At 33.1% G+C, this 17,609-nt stretch carries 15 protein-coding genes; 7 read left to right on the top strand and 8 right to left on the bottom strand.

What is annotated here, in order from left to right; all coding sequences use genetic code 11:
- Positions 1-96: 96 nt before the first annotated feature.
- The 3 genes from ACFSC2_RS03695 to ACFSC2_RS03685 all read right to left on the bottom strand — a co-directional run bounded on the left by ACFSC2_RS03695 (position 97) and on the right by ACFSC2_RS03685 (position 3,793).
- The gene (locus ACFSC2_RS03695) at positions 97-1,731 is read right to left on the bottom strand and encodes an ABC-F family ATP-binding cassette domain-containing protein (RefSeq protein WP_379816266.1); all 1,635 of its coding nucleotides are present in this window, start codon (positions 1,729-1,731) and stop codon (positions 97-99) included.
- Between the two features lie 284 nt (positions 1,732-2,015).
- Positions 2,016-3,191 (bottom strand): GlmU family protein, encoded by a 1,176-nt coding sequence (locus ACFSC2_RS03690; protein WP_379816265.1) that lies wholly within the window; start codon positions 3,189-3,191, stop codon positions 2,016-2,018.
- Between the two features lie 347 nt (positions 3,192-3,538).
- On the bottom strand, positions 3,539-3,793 hold the full coding sequence (locus ACFSC2_RS03685; protein WP_011921626.1) for a type B 50S ribosomal protein L31: 255 nt from the start codon (positions 3,791-3,793) through the stop codon (positions 3,539-3,541).
- A gap of 245 nt (positions 3,794-4,038) precedes the next feature.
- Here ACFSC2_RS03685 and ACFSC2_RS03680 point away from each other — a divergent pair, with 245 nt between their 5' ends.
- The 5 genes from ACFSC2_RS03680 to ACFSC2_RS03660 all read left to right on the top strand — a co-directional run bounded on the left by ACFSC2_RS03680 (position 4,039) and on the right by ACFSC2_RS03660 (position 10,263).
- On the top strand, positions 4,039-4,572 hold the full coding sequence (locus ACFSC2_RS03680; RefSeq protein ID WP_379816264.1) for a DUF4199 domain-containing protein: 534 nt from the start codon (positions 4,039-4,041) through the stop codon (positions 4,570-4,572).
- A gap of 22 nt (positions 4,573-4,594) precedes the next feature.
- Positions 4,595-5,551, top strand: a complete 957-nt coding sequence (locus tag ACFSC2_RS03675; protein ID WP_379816263.1) for a glycosyltransferase family 2 protein — start codon at positions 4,595-4,597, stop codon at positions 5,549-5,551.
- A gap of 86 nt (positions 5,552-5,637) precedes the next feature.
- Positions 5,638-7,365 (top strand): phospho-sugar mutase, encoded by a 1,728-nt coding sequence (locus tag ACFSC2_RS03670; RefSeq protein WP_379816261.1) that lies wholly within the window; start codon positions 5,638-5,640, stop codon positions 7,363-7,365.
- 231 nt (positions 7,366-7,596) lie between these two features.
- Positions 7,597-9,426, top strand: a complete 1,830-nt coding sequence (locus ACFSC2_RS03665; RefSeq protein ID WP_379816259.1) for an ABC transporter ATP-binding protein — start codon at positions 7,597-7,599, stop codon at positions 9,424-9,426.
- A gap of 135 nt (positions 9,427-9,561) precedes the next feature.
- Complete coding sequence (locus ACFSC2_RS03660) at positions 9,562-10,263, top strand: DUF2971 domain-containing protein (RefSeq protein ID WP_379816366.1); 702 nt, start codon at positions 9,562-9,564, stop codon at positions 10,261-10,263.
- Between the two features lie 173 nt (positions 10,264-10,436).
- On the opposite strand, the gene ACFSC2_RS03655 is transcribed toward ACFSC2_RS03660, so the two are convergent.
- From ACFSC2_RS03655 to ACFSC2_RS03635, 5 genes are all read right to left on the bottom strand, one after another.
- Positions 10,437-11,159, bottom strand: a complete 723-nt coding sequence (locus tag ACFSC2_RS03655) for a CREC-EF hand family protein (RefSeq protein WP_379816258.1) — start codon at positions 11,157-11,159, stop codon at positions 10,437-10,439.
- Positions 11,160-11,181: 22 nt separating this feature from the next.
- Entirely contained in the window at positions 11,182-11,640 is a 459-nt protein-coding gene (locus ACFSC2_RS03650; protein WP_379818561.1) for a hypothetical protein, read from the bottom strand.
- 200 nt (positions 11,641-11,840) lie between these two features.
- Positions 11,841-12,503 (bottom strand): hypothetical protein, encoded by a 663-nt coding sequence (locus tag ACFSC2_RS03645; RefSeq protein ID WP_379816256.1) that lies wholly within the window; start codon positions 12,501-12,503, stop codon positions 11,841-11,843.
- On the bottom strand, positions 12,500-14,959 hold the full coding sequence (locus ACFSC2_RS03640; protein ID WP_379816255.1) for a TonB-dependent receptor: 2,460 nt from the start codon (positions 14,957-14,959) through the stop codon (positions 12,500-12,502). The genes ACFSC2_RS03645 and ACFSC2_RS03640 overlap by 4 nt, the downstream gene beginning before the upstream one ends.
- A gap of 11 nt (positions 14,960-14,970) precedes the next feature.
- Positions 14,971-16,653, bottom strand: coding sequence for a M23 family metallopeptidase (locus tag ACFSC2_RS03635; protein WP_379816254.1), 1,683 nt, complete (start codon positions 16,651-16,653; stop codon positions 14,971-14,973).
- A gap of 180 nt (positions 16,654-16,833) precedes the next feature.
- Here ACFSC2_RS03635 and ACFSC2_RS03630 point away from each other — a divergent pair, with 180 nt between their 5' ends.
- Both ACFSC2_RS03630 and ACFSC2_RS03625 read left to right on the top strand, forming a co-directional pair.
- Positions 16,834-17,124 (top strand): hypothetical protein, encoded by a 291-nt coding sequence (locus ACFSC2_RS03630; protein WP_379816253.1) that lies wholly within the window; start codon positions 16,834-16,836, stop codon positions 17,122-17,124.
- 4 nt (positions 17,125-17,128) lie between these two features.
- A complete protein-coding gene (locus tag ACFSC2_RS03625; protein WP_379816252.1) occupies positions 17,129-17,422 on the top strand; it encodes a cell division protein ZapA in 294 nt (97 codons plus the stop codon).
- Positions 17,423-17,609 lie beyond the last annotated feature (187 nt).

The following is a 17,609-nucleotide window of genomic DNA, read 5'->3' as shown; positions in this document are numbered from 1 at the left end:
ATAAAAAAATCCGCATTAAAATTTTGTTAGCAAAGTACCGAAACAAAAAAAGCACAAGAATGAACTTGTGCTTTTTTATACTCAATAAAGTGAGATTTATTTTTCGATTTCTCTCATCGAATCCATTTTTTTGTGCGCTAAGAAACCAGCGACATCTTCAAAATGTTCTTTAACTCTTTTGTTTCCGAATTCAAAAACTTTAGTCGCTAATCCGTCAAGGAAATCACGATCGTGAGAAACCAAGATTAAAGTTCCGTCGAAATCACGTAATGCATCTTTGATAATGTCTTTTGTCTTCATATCTAAGTGATTCGAAGGCTCATCTAGAATCAACAAGTTAACAGGCTCCAACAATAATTTAATCATTGCCAAACGCGTTTTTTCTCCACCAGAAAGCACTTTTACTTTTTTAGTGATATCATCACCTTGAAACATAAAAGCACCTAATATATTTTTGATTTGAGTTCTAATATCTCCAACTGCAATTCCGTCGATAGTTTCAAAAATTGTAGCATTTTCATCTAATAAAGCGGCTTGATTTTGTGCAAAATATCCAATTTGAGAATTATGTCCAATTTCAACACTTCCAGAATCAACACCGATTTCTTTCATAATCGCCTTGATCATTGTTGATTTTCCTTCACCATTTTTTCCAACAAAGGCAACTTTTTGTCCACGTTCGATTACAATATTTGCATCTTTAAAAACCACATGATCTCCATACGATTTCGACATTTCTTTTACAACGACCGGATATTGTCCTGAACGGGCTGCCGGCGGGAATTTTAATCGTAAAGCAGAAGTATCAACTTCATCAACCTGAACGATTTCTAATTTCTCCAACATTTTCACACGAGATTGAACAGCATCTGTTTTAGAGAAAGTTCCTTTAAAACGATCGATAAAAGCTCTGTTATCAGCAATCATTTTTTGCTGTTCGTCATAAGCTTTCTGTTGGTGAATACGACGATCTTTTCTTAATTCTAAATAATGAGAGTATTTTGCTTTATAATCGTAAATTCTTCCCATTGTAACTTCGATCGTACGATTTGTAATATTATCTACGAAAGCTCTATCGTGCGAGATAACTACAACTGCTTTTGCCTGATTCAACAAGAAATCTTCTAACCATTGAATACTTTCGATATCCATGTGGTTGGTCGGCTCATCCAGCAAAATCAAATCTGGTTTTCTTAAAAGAATTTTAGCCAATTCGATACGCATTCTCCATCCTCCAGAAAACTCAGAAGTCTGACGTGTAAAATCTTCGCGCTCAAAACCCAAACCAATTAAGATTTTCTCTACTTCAGCTTCGTAATTCACTTCTTCGATTGCGTAGAATTTTTCACTTAAGTCAGAAACTCTTTCGATTAATTTCATGTAAGCATCACTTTCGTAATCGGTACGAACCGTTAATTGCTCATTGATTTCGTCGATTTCTGCTTTCATTGTAAAAATCTCGCTAAATGCTTTTGATGCTTCTTCCATCACAGTCGCTCCATCTTCTGTAAGCAAATGTTGTGGCAAGTAAGCAATTACAGCTTCTTTTGGAGCTGAAATACTTCCCGTTGACGGTTTGTTTGCTCCGGCAATAATCTTTAAAAGCGTAGATTTTCCTGCACCATTTTTACCCATTAAGGCAATTTTGTCATTTTCGTTTATAGCAAAAGAAACATCGCTGAAAAGTGTAGTTCCGCCAAACTGAACTGAAATATCGTTAACTGTAATCATTTAGATTTTAGATTTTTAGAATGCATTTATTTTTTGAAGCTGCAAAGATAGATTAATTAGATAATTAGGCAATTAGTTAATTAGATAATTTGCTAATTGCCTAATTAGAGAATGAGATAATTGGATAATGCGGTAATTTGTTAATTAGATAATGAGAAAATGTGATAATTAGATAATTGGAAAATTCAATAATTAGATATAACACAAAACCCGACAGGTCTTAAAAACCTATCGGGTTTGCAAAAAATTATCTAATTGACTAATTTTCTCATTATCTAATTAAATTAGTCCTTCCTCCACTTTTTGGTTTCTTCAAAAACGTGTTCTAAGATAGCTTGTTCTGTTTCGTCAAAATCTATATTTCTTCTTGACAAAACTAGACGTGCCGTTTCAAATGCTTTTTTGGTTACATAAGTTGTAAATCCAGCTGCGCCTCCCCAAGAAAAACTTGGTACAAAGTTGCGTGGAAAACCGCTTCCGAAAATATTTGCACTTACGCCGACTACAGTTCCAGTATTAAACATCGTATTGATACCACATTTACTGTGATCTCCCATCATAAGCCCACAGAATTGAAGTCCTGTTTTTGCAAAACCTTCTGTTTCGTAACTCCAAAGTTTTACTTCTTCGTAGTTGTTTTTTAGGTTAGAATTATTAGAATCAGCACCGATATTGCACCATTCGCCTAGAACAGAATCACCTAAAAAGCCTTCATGTCCTTTATTTGAATTCGCAAAAAGAACTGAGTTTTTAACCTCACCTCCAATTCTAGATCCTGGCCCAACGGTTGTTGCTCCATATACTTTAGCCGACATTTTCACTATGGCATTTTCACATAATGCAAATGGCCCGCGGATTACGGTACCTTCCATTATTTCAGAATCTTTACCTATATATATAGGTCCGCTTGATGCGTTTAAAGTAACAAACTCTAATTTTGCTCCTTCTTCTATAAATATATTTTCTGGCGAAATAACATTTACGCTTTTTGGAATTGGCTGCGAAATTCTTTCTTCTGTTAAATAATTAAAATCCTCACGAATTGCTGCATCATTTTTTGAGAAGATATCCCAAGTATGTTCTATTGTTATGCAATCTTCCTTATACTGAATGATTTCATAAGTATCAAAATCGACATCTTCTTGGTTTTCGTTCGTAAAAAAAGCAATTACATCTTCACCTTTAAAAATAGCCTGATTTTCGGTCAAATTAGAAACCATCTCTGCAAGTGTATCATTTGGCAAATACGCTGCATTGATCATTACATTTTCTTCCATTTCAACCATAGGATATTTATCTGACAAATATTCTTCGGTTATTGTAGTTATGGTTGAGCCTAATCGTCTTTCCCATTTCTGGCGAATGGTCATAATTCCGACTAAGATATCAGCTACAGGTCTTGTAAAAGTAAATGGTAATAAAGCATTCCGAACGGGACCGTCGAAAAGAATGTAGTTCATAAATAATTGAGTGTTTGTTAAAATTTGATTTGGTTACCTGACTCCAAAGTTACAAATATTTATGTTTTACATCAGGCATGTTTATGAGGAAATAGCCACGAATTCACATTTTTTTCATATTGCTCTTAATCTTAATTTATTTAGACGAAGGAAATTTGGCAACCCAAAAAAACATAACCAGCGGTTTAAACCGCTGGACGCAATATATTTAGAACACTAACCCCGTGATTGAAACCACGGGCTATATTTCAAAATTGGATTTCTTATTTTTTTTTTCAATTTAAAAACTTGAACCATAAAAAAAGCCTTCCAAATCTGGAAGGCTTTTGTATAATTTAAAACAGCTATTATTTTTTAGCGTGTTTAGCATATTTAGTTTTGAATTTATCAATACGTCCTGCAGTATCGATAAGTTTAGATTTACCAGTATAAAAAGGGTGAGATGTTCTAGAAATCTCCATTTTTACAACTGGATACTCAACTCCGTCAACTTCAATTGTTTCTTTTGTATCTGCAGTAGATTTAGTGATAAAAACGTCATCATTAGACATGTCTTTAAATGCAACTAATCTGTAATTTTCTGGGTGAATTCCTTTTTTCATCTTGTTTTTTATTTATTGTTTGGAGTATTTTTATTTTGAAGCTTTTTCATGGTTAGAAAAAGGTGTAAACAACCAATACTCTTTTTTGTTTAAAAATTTAATTATTTTTGAGTGTGCAAATTTACAATTCTTTTTTAATAATCAAATCTTTAGCACACTTTTTTTTAAGTCAAATTCAAAAAGCATTTTTATCTGTGTTTGATAGTCGGAATTGCTATATTTGTGGATTAATTAAATATAACTTTATGGATGTAAAAATATCTCCTGCAAATTCAGGCACACATTACGGCGTTTTATTTGGTGTGATTATGATTTTAGAGTTTGTGATCATGTATATAATTGGCATGAAATCACTAGTAAATACAAGTGTTGGAACAATTGTAAACATTGCTAATTATTTAGTTCTGCCTCTTTTGTTTATATATTTAGGATGCAACAATTACAAAAAGAATATTAATAATGGATTTATATCTTTTTCTGAATGTCTAAAAACAGGAGTTTCTATTACAGTTATTGCTGGCCTAACATATGCTGTTTTCAGTGTAATTTTTAATTTCATATTCCCTGACTTCATTAATGAAATGCTGGACATCACTAAAGAACAAATGCTTACTCAAAATCCAAATATAACAGCAAAGGAACTAGAAATGGGTCTTGGAATGGTTAAAAAATTCATGAATCCATTTATTGTTTTTCCAGTAACGCTTGTTATGTACTCATTAATTGGATTAATATACTCCTTAATTATTGGAGGAATAATTAAGAATGACAAACCCTAAAAAGTCTATAATAAAAACATAAATGAATTTATCCATACTTATACCGCTTCTAAATGAGGAGGAATCACTGCAAGAACTCTATACTTGGATTATTAAAGTGATGCAATCTAATAATTATTCTTATGAAATCATTTTTGTGGATGATGGAAGTACAGATAATTCGTGGTCAATTATTGAAGGTTTTTCTAATGCGGATCCGAATGTAAAAGGAATTCGTTTTATGAAGAATTTCGGAAAATCTCAGGCTTTACACGCTGGTTTTGCAAAAGCAAAAGGCGATGTAATTATTACTATGGATGCGGATCTACAGGACAGTCCAGACGAAATTCCAGAATTATATGAGATGATTACGGCTCAGAAATTCGACTTGGTTTCAGGCTGGAAGAAAAAACGTTACGATTCTGTTGTGGCTAAAAATCTTCCATCAAAATTATTTAACTGGGCAGCTAGAAAAACTTCTGGTGTTGAACTAAATGATTTTAACTGCGGATTAAAAGCTTACAAAAATGTTGTAGTCAAAAACATTGAAGTTTCTGGCGAAATGCACCGCTATATTCCTGTTTTGGCAAAAAATGCCGGATTCGGAAAAATTGGCGAAAAAGTAGTTATTCACCAAGCTAGAAAATATGGTGAAACAAAATTTGGAATGGAGCGTTTTATAAACGGCTTTCTTGACCTAATTACGATTTGGTTTCTATCTCGTTTTGGAAAAAGACCAATGCACTTATTTGGTGCAATGGGTTCTATAATGTTTATCATCGGATTTTTATCTGCTGGATATATCGGCGTTTCAAAACTATACCATATGTATAATGGTATGCGATATTCTTTGGTTACAAACAATCCGTGGTTTTACATTGCTTTAACCACTATGATTTTAGGAACACAGTTGTTCTTGGCTGGATTTTTAGGCGAAATTATCTTAAGAACAAAAAACAACGAAGAACGTTATAAAGTAGCAAGAGAAGTAAATTTTTAACACAAATCAGCAAAAAAAAGACTTTTTTGAGTTAATTAAACTTCCAGAGAAAAACTAACTTTATTAAAACATTAAAAGAAATTTACATGAATATTGCTCCTAATATTTTAGATGCTGTCAATGAATGGCTAACGCCGACATTTGACCAAGAAACACAGGCGTCTGTTAAAGATTTAATGACAACGTCTCCAAAAGAACTAGAAGAAAGCTTTTACAAAAACCTAGAATTCGGAACCGGCGGTATGCGCGGTGTCATGGGTGTTGGAAACAACAGAATCAACAAATACACACTTGGTAAAAACACTCAGGGATTATCTGATTACTTACACGAAGTTTTTCCAAATCAAACTATAAAAGTGGTAATTGCTTATGATTGTCGTCATAACAGTAATACTTTAGCAAAGGTTGTGGCTGATGTTTTTTCAGCAAACGGAATTCAGGTTTATTTGTTTTCAGATTTACGTCCGACTCCGGAATTGTCTTTTGCTCTTAAACATTTAGGCTGCCAATGCGGTATCGTTTTAACCGCTTCTCATAATCCGCCAGAATATAATGGTTATAAAGTATATTGGGAAGACGGCGGACAAATTGTTCCTCCACAGGATGCTGCAATTATTAATGTTATTGAAAGCTTAAGCTACGATAAAATCAAATTTAATGCTAACGAAAGTCTGATTAAATATATCGACACTGAAATTGACAAAGCTTTTGTTCAATCGTCTATTGATAATGCCAGCTTTAATACTCCGGCTGCAGCCAAAGATAATCTGCATATTGTTTTTACGTCATTGCACGGAACTTCTATAAAATCTATTCCTGATACTTTATCTCAGGCTGGTTATAAAAATGTACATATTGTTCCTGAACAAGCTGTTCCGGACGGAAATTTCCCAACAGTAAAATCTCCAAATCCAGAAGAGCCGGAAGCTTTGACAATGGCTTTGGCTTTGGCTGACAAAACAAATTCTGATATTGTTGTTGGAACCGATCCTGATTGTGATCGTTTAGGTGTTGCTGTGAGAAACAATGACGGAAAAATGATTCTTTTGAATGGAAATCAAACAATGGTTTTGATGACTTCGTTCTTATTGAAACAATGGCAAAAAGCTGGTAAACTAAACGGAAAACAATTTGTAGGCTCAACGATCGTTTCTACTCCAATGATTATGGAATTAGCAACAAGTTACGGCGTTGAATGCAAAGTTGGATTGACTGGCTTTAAATGGATTGCGAAAATGATCAAAGACTTCCCTGAACTTGAGTTTATTGGCGGCGGCGAAGAAAGTTTCGGATTTATGGTTGGCGATGCCGTAAGAGATAAAGATGCTGTTGCAGCTACTTTATTAATCTGCGAAATTGCGGCTCAGGCAAAAGCAGAAGGAAGTTCTGTTTACAAAGAACTTTTACAATTATACGTTGAAAATGGTTTTTACAAAGAATTCTTGGTTTCTTTGACTAAAAAAGGAATGGAAGGTCTGGAAGAAATCAATCAGATGATGATTAATTTACGTCAAAATCCTTTGAAGGAGATTAATGGAGAAAGAGTAATTATGGTTGAGGATTACCAATCGTCTACTGCTTTAAATTTGTTGACAAACGAAGAATCAACAATGGATATTCCAAAATCAAACGTATTAATTTATTATACTGCTGACGGATCTAAAATCTGTGCAAGACCAAGTGGAACTGAACCTAAAATTAAATTCTACATCAGCGTAAATGCCGAATTAGAATCGGTTTTGGATTTTAATGAAGCTGAAAGTTTCTTAGACGGAAAAATTCAAAACATCATTGCAGATATGCAGTTGAATTAAATTTCAATATTTTTCGAATTGCGCACATAGTTGGTGCACAATTGAAAATTCGATTATACGAAACTCTGATTTACATTTTTGAAATGCAAGTCAGAGTTTTTTTTATAAAAAAAACCAAAAAGAAATTGAAAACTCCTCAATTGGATTAATTTTGTGCAGTGAAAATTGCTTGATTAATTAATATTAACAAAGCCATTCCACCCAAAAATAAAATAACATCAAAAAAAATAAATGAGTAATTTCAAAAAAATAGTTCCTTTTATATATCCCTATAAAAGATATGCGTATTTAAACATCTTTTTTAATGTCTTATATGCACTTTTCAGCACACTTTCTTTTATGTCATTAATCCCTATGATTCAGGTTTTATTTGATCAAACCAAAAGAAATACCGTTAAGCCGGTTTACGAAGGAATATTGCACATTAAAACTTACGCCGAAAATTATTTAAGCTATTTTGTAACACACACTACAGATCAATATGGCGTAGGACGCACCTTGTCTATAATGGTAGCAGGGATTATTAGTATCTTTTTATTGAAAAACCTGGTAGATTATCTGGCTATGTTTTTTATCAATTTCTTGCGAAATGGAGTTTTGAGAGATATGCGTAATGCGATGTATAAAAAAACATTAGAACTGCCTTTATCTTTTTATTCTGAAAAAAGAAAAGGTGACGTAATCTCGAGAATTTCTGCGGATGTAAACGAGGTACAAACTTCTTTTCTTGCTATTCTGGAACTTATCGTAAAAGAACCTTTAACGATTGTTTTTACGATTGCGGCTATGCTTTTCATCAGTCCAAAACTGACTTTATTTGTATTTATTTTCATTCCTGTTTCGGGTTATATTATTTCTTTGATCGGGAAACAGCTTAAAAAACAATCTAGTAAAGCACAACAGGAACAAGGGCACTTTTTATCTACGATTGAAGAAACTATCGGTGGATTAAAAGTTGTAAAAGGTTATAACTCTGAAAACTATTTTAACAATGTTTTTCAAAGTTCAACAGATCGTTTTTTCAAATTATCAAATAGTATCGGTAATCGTCAGAACTTAGCATCTCCCGCAAGTGAATTTATGGGAATCACTGTTATTGCAATTTTGCTTTGGTACGGTGGTCAAATGGTCTTGATTGACAAAACTCTTGACGGCGCTTCTTTTATTGCATACATGGGATTGGCTTACAATATTCTTACGCCTGCAAAAGCTATCTCTAAGGCTTCTTACGGTGTAAAAAGAGGAAATGCAGCTGCAGAACGTGTATTGGAAATTTTAGATCAGGAAAATCCAATTACTAATAAAGAAAAAGCACTTGAAAAAACTTCTTTTGACAGCGAAATAGACATTCAAAACATCAACTTTAAATACGAAGAAGAAAATGTTTTAAAAGATTTTTCTCTTCAAATTAAAAAAGGACAAACTGTTGCTTTGGTTGGTCAGTCTGGAAGTGGAAAAAGTACAATTGCAAATTTATTGACTCGTTTTTATGATGTAAATGAAGGAACAATTTCTATTGACGGAATCAACATCAAGGAGATGACACTTCACTCTCTTCGCGGTTTAATGGGATTGGTTACTCAAGACAGCATTTTATTTAATGACACTATTAAAGCGAACATTGCTTTAGGAAAATTAGATGCTACAGACGATGAAATTATCGAAGCCTTGAAAATTGCAAATGCTTACGAATTCGTAAAAGATCTTCCAAAAGGAATTTACACCAACATCGGCGACAGCGGAAACAAACTTTCGGGCGGGCAAAAACAACGTTTATCTATTGCTCGTGCGGTATTGAAAAACCCGCCAATTATGATTCTTGATGAAGCAACATCAGCATTAGATACTGAAAGTGAAAAATTTGTTCAGGTTGCTCTTGAAAATATGATGCAGAATAGAACTTCTATTGTAATTGCACACCGACTTTCTACAATTCAAAAAGCAGATGTTATTGTGGTAATGCAGAAAGGAAAAATCGTTGAACAAGGCACTCACGAACAATTAATTGCACAAAACGGAACTTATAACAAATTGGTTACTATGCAGTCTTTCGAATCTTAAGAGACACTTTATAATCAATTAAATTATAGCGGCACAGATTAAGGAACTATTAAAACTCAGTTTAATTTTCTTTAATCTGTGTTTATTTTTTTAACTTTAGGATAGTTAAAGATGAAATCATTTAATGTATTAAAAATGTATCTTAACAATCCCAACATCAAACTTCCTGACAATCCAGACACTATCGTTTGGAAGTATTTAGACCTATCAAAATTTCTTGATTTACTGCTTTCTAAAAAGCTTTTTATGTCACGTTCTGATAAATTTGAAGATCAGTACGAAGGCACTTTCAGCGAACCTACTTACGAAGAGATCAAAAAACTCGCGATTGACAATCCAGAATTTTTACAATATTACAAAACACAACGGGAACAAGTAGCCGTTAGCAGCTGGCATATTAATGAATACGAATCTTTTGCCATGTGGCAGATTTTCACCCAAAACAGTGAAGGAATTGCTATTCAATCTACCATAAGCAGATTACAAAAAGCGGTAAAACCCGAAAACAATTTTGATCAATATATTGGCGAAGTCAACTACATCGATTATAAAAAAGAATATATTCCGTTTGACGATTTATTCTTTCCGTTTTTATTCAAGCGAAAAAGCTTTCAGTACGAACGTGAAGTCCGCATTCTGACAGATACTTCAAAAAGCAATATCAAATTAAACGACGGTATAAAAATTAATGTAGATATTAATCAGCTTATCGAGAAGATTTACATTCATCCTAAATCAGAAAACTGGTATAAAAAACTCGTAATCGAATTGGTAGAACGTTTGGGTTTTGATTTTGAAATCGAAAAATCAGATTTGGAAAGTGATATATTGATCTAAGGTTCTGAGTTGGTGAGATGCTAAGCTTCTAAGGTTTTTCACCAGAGATTAAAAGGATTTTGATAATAGTTCATAAAAAAGTCTGCTGCGAATTAATTTATAATCCGCAGCAGACTTTTTATTTATAAAGTTTAAAAAACTTAGAAGCTCAGCATCTCAGAACCTTAGCAACTTTAAATCGGCTTATACGACTTCACCTCCCATTTCTTAGAAGCCAAATCTATGTAGTTATAATGCAGGACATCATTTTTATCGAATTGCCCATTTTGATTGGTATCTTCGATGGTTCTAAAATACAAACGGTTTTTAGATTCTAGCAAACTCCAGTCTACCAATTCTTCTAGATCAGCAGAAATTTTCGTGAAATTTTGACCGCTGATATCACTCAAATACAACGTTTTAATATCTCCTGTATCTACTTTTCCGTCTTTATTAGTATCAGAATCCGTCAGCGTGTACACCATTACTTTGTTTTGGGTTTTATCTGCAACGGTTTTTAAGTAAGTAGCCGTTAAGATTAAAACTGGTTTGTCTGAAAGCGGTTTTATAGAATCGGAATCTATTTGTTGAAATTTTAAATTCTGAAGATAACCCGTGATTTCATATTCGCCTAAATTCGAAATATTAAAACTCACATCGTTTACACTAGATGAACCAAAACGTGCTTTGGATCCTCTTTCGTAAACTCTTAAATCTCCAACAGGATGAATCAAGTAATTTGTTCCTTCCATTTGAATAGGAAGATCTGCAATTTCTATCTGTGAAGAATCTGCTTTTACCGAAACATTGGTTTTGTTACTGGCATCATAAATTACTTTTGGTTTCTGAACTTCTTCACGGCAGCTTACCGCCGCAACGATTGAAGCAAAAGCGATATATTTAAAATACTTTTTCATTTACATTAATTCTATTCGATTATCAAATATAGTCTTTTTGGTTGTAATTTTGTTTTTTATTGAATTTTACTAAAACGAGAATGTTTAAAATAGCCAAACCAAGATAGCCTGCAAACAAAATCCAATTCTTTTTAAATAAAGCGATAATCTGTTCTAACTTTGCTTTTCGTTCTTGTTCCAAAAAATACTCTTGATCTACATCACCAGCTAAAAACCCAGAACCGCATACAATAGTCATAAGCTTTGGCTTATTTTTAGGTTTAGGCATCATTAAAACAAAAAAATCATCCTTGTACTGCATATAATACGGCATTTTTTCAAGTTCAAGAACTTCTAAAACCTTGACATAAACTTCATATTTCATTTTTTTACCCAAATGAATCTGAATGCCGTTTACAGTATCATTTACTCGATTTAACTTTCTTAACGCAAATTGAAGGTCATTTATTTTTTTATTTTCTAAATCTAAAGAATTATTCAAGTCAAAAACTTTATAATTTCTTTTTACGGCTAAAAATTTTTTGATCATTTTTGAATCCGCAGGAAAATAAGCATTTATACTTCCATAAACTGTAAAGGCATCTACTTTATAAAAATGATAGAAACAAAACAAAGGAATCAGAAGCAAAGAAATCATTCCTGGCACATAAAAAATTCGCTTTCTTTTTGTTTTTTCTTTAATCATAAATGGCGCTGTTTATTAAGTTTTATCAAAACAAACACATTAAGAAGTACAAGTCCAATAAATCCTAAGGAAATAAACTTCCATTTTCCTTTAACAAAAGCAGCCTGAAATTGATAGGCTTCTTCTTCTTTCTTCTGTTTAGCAGCAAAATAGGCTTGTCTTGCAATTAATTCTTGTGTCCCACAATTCATTGAAACATTACCAATATCACTTTTAACCTCTTTATAAGTATTACTGCTTCCAAGAATATAAATATCATTACCATTTATTATCCAAGTTGAAGCTCCTTCTTCGTCAATAATATCTATTGTTTTAATAAATACATCATAATGCGTTTTGGGATTATAGCGTAATTTAATTCCTCTAAGGGTATCTTTAGTCTTTACTAAATTCCGCAAGTACAGCCTTACATCATTAAACTGCTCTTTTGTTTTCAATTCATTCTCATTAAAATCAAAAACTTTATATTCTCTTAGAGACGCAATTTTATACTTTACAAAATAATCTTTTTCATAAGGTAAACCAAGATCGATACCTCCATAAACCTTAAAAGCATCGACTTTATAAAAATGATAAAAACAAAACAAAGGAATCAGAACCAAAGAAATCATTCCAGGTACATAAAAAATTCGCTTTCTTTTTCTTTGTTTTTGGATCATAATCTAGCGTTCAGCTTGATATTAAAAACTCTCGAAGTCATGTAATTCGGAATCGCATATTGGCTTTTGCTGTAAACATCGCGTACCCAAGTATTAGTAATCGCGTTTTGATTATTAAACAAATTGAAAATTTCAACACCTAAAGCCAATTCTTTAAAATTTTTAAGCCAATTTGCTTTTTTTGCTGTTCTGGTACTTGTATCGATAAAGACTTTTGAAAAACCAATATCAGCACGACGATAATCTTTTAGTCGATTTTGATACAAATAAGGATCTGAGTAAGCTGGAGATCCGCCCGGAAGTCCTGTATTATAAACTAAATTTAGATATACTTTTACGCTTGGAATATTCGGCATATAATCTTGAAATAACATTCCGAACTTCAAACGTTGATCTGTTGGTCTGGCAATATAACCTTTGTCTTCGTAATTTTCTTCGGTTTTCAAATACCCAAAACTTATCCAAGATTCAGTTCCTGGCACAAATTCTCCATTTAACCTAAAATCTAAACCTTGTGCGTATGCTTTTGCATTATTATTGGCCATGTAACGAATGCGGACATTATCTATGGAATAAACATTTACATCAGAAAGTGATTTATAATAGATTTCTGTTACCCACTTAAACGGGCGATTCCACATTTTGAAATTATAATCATTTCCTAAAACTACATTTATAGATTGCTGCGCTTTTACATTTGGGTTTACTTCTCCATCCAAATCGCGAAGTTCTCTATAAAACGGAGGCTGATAATACAATCCGCCAGAAAGCCTGAAAACCATATCTTTATCCCAATCTGGTTTAATAGCAAATTGTCCTCTAGGACTCACTACAGTTTGCATTTTTCCTTCTTCGGACGCTCCAGAAACATTCCAACTCTGAAAACGCGCTCCCAAAGTATACCAAATCTGACTCGATCCTAAATCTGATTGTTTGTTCCATTGTGCGTAGCCCGAAAAACGATTTATAGTATTGAAATTTGTAGCACGAACATTTTGGTAAGGCGAAAGCGGGCCAGTATAAGGCTCGTACGGCTGATTATTTTTAGGCAAAATAACAATTGGGGGATTAATTGAGAATCCTGCCGAATCGATTACCTCCCATTCTACAACGCGATCGCGAATAGATTCTCTAGTATATTTTAAACCAAATTCTAACTGACTTTCTTTCCAATCTTTAAAACCTTTCAATTTGATATTAGCAATTAAAGCATCCAAATCATTTCGCGCGTGATTTAACTGAGAACCAATACCGCGGGTAAATTCTACATCTTCTATACTTGTTGCTTCGTCTGCATTCGCATTTCCTAGTCTGTATTGTGCTAAAATATCAAAATGTTCTTTTTCTGTGGTATGAAATAAAGAACCAATTAATTTCAGAGTAAAATCTGGTGCGACTTTATAAGTTGTTTTAAGAGCACCAAAATAAGTATCATATTGATCTTTTTCCTGTCCTTCATAATAAACCGCAAGAGCCATCGGCTGATCTATAGTTCCGAATTTTGTTTCGCGAGTTAAAGGCTGATACAAATATTTATTCTGCGAAATATTTCCGAGAAAACTCATCTGCCACTTCTCCGAAATATCATAATTGATATTCGTCTGCACATCGACAAAAGTCGGCGTGTAATTGGTTTCAGTATCTTGACTGTTTACTAACAAACTATTGTTTCTATAACGAACTCCAGTAACGGCTGACCATTTTTTATTTTTTGAAACCAAATCTACAGAAGCACTTGCTCCTAAAAAACTAGCTTCTAGAGAAGCTCCAAATTCTGTTGGTTTTCGATAAGTAATATCTAAAACAGATGATAATTTATCGCCAAATTTTGCTTGAAAACCGCCCGCAGAAAAATCTACGTTTTGAACTAAATCGGTATTCGTAAAACTCAAACCTTCCTGCTGACCAGAACGAATTAAGAACGGACGATAAACTTCGACTTCATTTACATAAACTAAATTTTCGTCATAATTCCCGCCGCGCACCATGTATTGTGTACTGAATTCATTATTAGAATTTACTCCGGGAAGTGTTTTTAAGATATTTTCGATTCCTGCGTTGGCACCAGGAATCTTTTTTATTGTTGACGGATCAATAGTTGTAATTCCCTGAATTCGTTTTTTATTGCTGGATGAAACAAAAACTTCTCCCATTTGTTCCTCAGAATTATTCATTACGGGATTAAAAACAAAAATCTCGTCTGGTTTTAAACTCACGGTTAAACTCATCATTTTTAGAGAAACGTGTGTAAAAATCAGCGAAATCTTTTTATTAGCTGGTACTTCTATTTCAAAATAACCATTAGAATCCGATTGAATTGTTTTTCCCTGCGAAGAAACATTTACATAGGATACAGTATGTTTTTCAGAATCGACAATTATCCCTTTAACATGGGCATTCTGTGCTACTGCAATACAGCTGAAAAATAAAAATAGAAAAGCGCTACTATGATTCAAGGATTTGGGATTTATTTTTGTTGACTTCTAAAAAAATGAGTTTCAAAGATAGTAGTATTTCCTACATTATCAACAACTTCTATTTTTAAATCATTCGCACCTTCATTTAAAAGAGCATCATCAAAAGTATGTGTTATTCTTCTGGCTTTATTTTCATATTCAAATAAAACCCAGTTTCCGTTAATATATCCGTTATAAGATTTTATTCCAGATAGTGAATCGCCGATTGTAAAATCAATTTTCTTTTGATCGCTTATCCACTTTCCTTCAATAGGCTTCGCAATTTTTATTACTGGAGCAATAGTATCTAAGACCAAACCATACGTACCCAATATTTTTGCTTTTGCAGTAAAAACATTTCCATTTCTTAAAGTTCCGTTATGACTTGTTCCTTTTGCGATGTAAAGTTTATCTCGCAAAGATTCTGGATAAAGCGAATCTTTTATCGTGATCGTAAAATTAGAATGTACCGGAACAGTATCGTCGTGAATATAAACTTTGTTGTTTTTTACGTCAAAGTTCATATTAAAATCTTCGTAAAAAGTACCTGCAGGAAAGAATACAGACATATTATCTTTTTCAAAATTGGTATCTCTGTCGTATTTTACAAAATACTTTCCCGTTACAGGTTCTGATTCCACAAGAGGTGTTGCAGTATCATATTCTATGGGAATCGTAACTGAATTTAAATTCCCAAAATAATCCGAAACCTCGATCCTGTAAGACGAAGCTAGATTGGGTTCTGCGGTAATTATTCCTCTCAAAGCGTCAGTATGAATGATGCTTAACGCGAAAGGTGTCTTCATAAACAATTTCTGAACACGCTGTCCCGTTTTTTTATAACGCTGATAATCAATAAAAGCATTGATGTAGCGCATCTCATCAAAAGAATACGTATTGAATTGATAATTATAATTCGGATTTCCATTTAAAAATGCAGAGACATTAAATACTCCATTTTTATTATGCGAAACATCATCTGTATCTACAGCGTTGATTCCGAAACCAATTTTTCCATTGGCTTTTACTTTAGAAGCCAGATAAGTTCCGTCTTTTTGAAGCGCCATACTTAACAACAAAGGCTGTTTTGATTGATTCACAGTTGCATTATCCAAAGGATAAACATACAAACTAGATAAAGTCGGCTTTTTGGTATCTTTAATATTTTGGTCAAAGCCAAAGAAAATCGGGTTGATTACAAATTCGGTTTTTGTATCACGAAATTCAAAATGCAAATGAGGTCCTTCTGATGAACCTGTATTTCCCGAAAGTCCAATAATCTGCCCTTTTGTTACTGGAAGTTCTTCTGGTTTAGGAAACAATTCGATTTCATAAGCTTGGGCTTTATAATGTTCTTTTTTAACATATTCTAAAATTGATCCCGTGGGAGTCTGCAAATGTCCATACACAGATGTATACCCATTAGGATGCGTGATGTAAATACATTTTCCGTTTCCAAAAGTCGAAATTTTAATTCGCGAAACATATCCATCGGCAACCGCATATACATTCAATCCTTCTCTTTGATTGGTTTTTAAATCGAAACCAGCATGAAAATGATTGGGTCTTAACTCTCCAAAATTGCCCGAAAGCTGCATCGGAATATCTAGTGGCGGTCGAAAATAATCTTTGGGATACTGCGTCTGAGCAAAAATAAAATTAGTAATCAAAAGGGTAAGTACAGAAAATCTCATAAACAACATTTTTGCTAAGATAAAAAATTAACAGGCCAAAAACTACCATAATAGGACTAAAAACACAATTAACTGAAATTCATCAATTTGATTATTTTTAACGCAAAAAAATCGAGAAAAAATTGCATTAATAAAAAGGAATACTAACTTTGTATGATTAAGTAATGAATAGGATTTATAATGAGTGTAATTGCGGAAATAATTGATACTCTTGAATATAAAATCGAAAAGCTTTTTGAAAAATCAAAAGCTTTAGAAAAAAACAATCAGGATTTACGATTAGAATTAGCCAAAGCTGTGCAAATTATCCAGAAACAATCTGAAGAAATGGAGGCTTTGAAGAAGCAATATGAGACACTTAAGGTAGCCAATTCGTTACTTGGCAGCGACAATAACAAGAGAGAGACAAAGCTTAAAATAAATTCATTAATTCGCGAAATTGATTACTGTATAGCACAACTATCAGATTAACAACATGGACGGAAAGCTAAGAATCAAAATATCAATTGCAGACCGCGTTTACCCTTTAACGGTTGAACCATCTCAGGAAGAAGGACTTAGAAGTGCTTCAAAAAAAATTGATGCTATGATCAAGCAATTCGAAGAAAGCTATGCTGTTCGCGACAAACAAGATGTACTGGCTATGTGTGCACTGCAATTTGCATCACAAGTAGAACAAAAACAAATTGACAACGAAATCGATGGAGATGAAACTATCGAACGAATTAAAAAATTAAACCTGCTTTTAGATCAATATCTCGAAAAATAAACGTTCTTTACAAGAAACTAAGATACTGCCTACATTAGTTCACAATTGGTAAACTCAACACTAACAATTTAGAATGAGCAAATCGTCGCTACTATAGTATGCCCTCCTTTTGGCTGGGAAACTTGAACAGTGAGTTAGCTCAAAACTTGTCTTTACGAGTTTATACAAGCAATTAATGTAGGCTTTT

This window comes from Flavobacterium artemisiae, assembly GCF_042678225.1.
In the GTDB taxonomy this organism is placed as follows: domain Bacteria; phylum Bacteroidota; class Bacteroidia; order Flavobacteriales; family Flavobacteriaceae; genus Flavobacterium; species Flavobacterium artemisiae.
Note: the sequence above shows the minus strand (reverse complement) of the source record. Positions and strands in the feature narration are given on the sequence as shown.